The 1,208-nt window shown below is 39.4% G+C and carries 1 pseudogene; it reads left to right on the forward strand.

Annotated elements, in window-relative coordinates:
• Nucleotides 1-669, forward strand: a pseudogene (locus tag QI30_RS20555) (plasmid recombination protein); the annotation flags it as partial.
• Nucleotides 670-1,208 lie beyond the last annotated feature (539 nt).

Raw genomic sequence — 1,208 nt, forward strand, 5'->3', positions numbered from 1 at the left:
GGAATTGAGCGGAAATTGGTTGGCACGAATTCATATAAAGACGTGAATGAATACAAGGAAAAACAGGACTTATTGAACGAAATTGCCGTGTTAGAGGGGAAAGTCGATGAAAAGAAAAATGAGTTTTTAGCGATTAGCAAAAATGTTCCTGATAAGAATTTGGTGCTGAAACCAAAGCGAAAAGAAATCAAAACCGAAGTCGTTCCGAAAATGTTCGGGAAACCGGAAATCCATCAAAAAGAAACCGGGAATTATGTTTTCACTCCTAAGCAGATGGAACAGCTGGAAACAATCGTGACAGCTGCGGTTGCGGTAAAAAAAGATTATGAGCGGTTGCAAAGTATGAATCCTGTCATAGAAAATGAAAAGCTTCGTGAGGAAGTCTATCAAAAGACCAATGAAAATTATAAGCTGAAGAACGAAAATAAGGAACTCCGTTCAGAGAACAGAGATTTAAAAGACCTGATAGGCGATTTACGGCACGAAGTCGGTTTGTTGTATCAAAGTGCCAAAGATTTCGTAAAAGAGCGTACAGAGGGCGTCAGGGCCGTTAAAAACGTTTTTAAGGAATTAGTAGATAAAGTGAGGGAGCGAAACCCTGGGAGCGAATTTGAGCGCCTGTATAAGCGTGAGAAAGCTCGGGAGAGGGATCGAGGAATGGAAAGATGAAAACACGCCTTTTAGGCGTGTTTTTTAAGGTTTTGAGCGAAGCGAAAAACGGTTTTTTCTTATCTTGATATAAGGGTAACATCTTCGATTTACCCTGAAGGGTCTTGAGCCCTTGATACGTATGGCTTTAACGCAAAAAAACTTGCATTCTACAGCATAGTGTTGTATTGTTTTAATTGTCGAGATCAAAACAATAAACTATGAAGGTAGGTGCAAGTTTTTAAGTGCCGTGATTGGCGTTTATTAACTTAAGTTATATGAGCCACTATAAAGCAAAATCCAAAAAGAATCAAGACATTATGGTCAAGTCCACGAAGAAAAAACGGCGAAACGGTGTATTAGCGTACTTTATGGAAAAGCTAGTTTCTGAAGATGTGGTCTCGGAAAATACTTTAAAACTCATAAGGGAGTGCAATACGTTCATGATGATGGTTGCTGATGAAAACCTGGAAAAGAAAAAACAGCATAAGGGGAATACGTGCAAAAACCGTTTCTGTCCGATCTGTGCATGGAAGAAATCTCGAAAAGATGCGTTGGCT

The organism is Candidatus Kurthia intestinigallinarum, from assembly GCF_003991225.1.
GTDB lineage: Bacteria > Bacillota > Bacilli > Bacillales_A > Planococcaceae > Kurthia > Kurthia populi.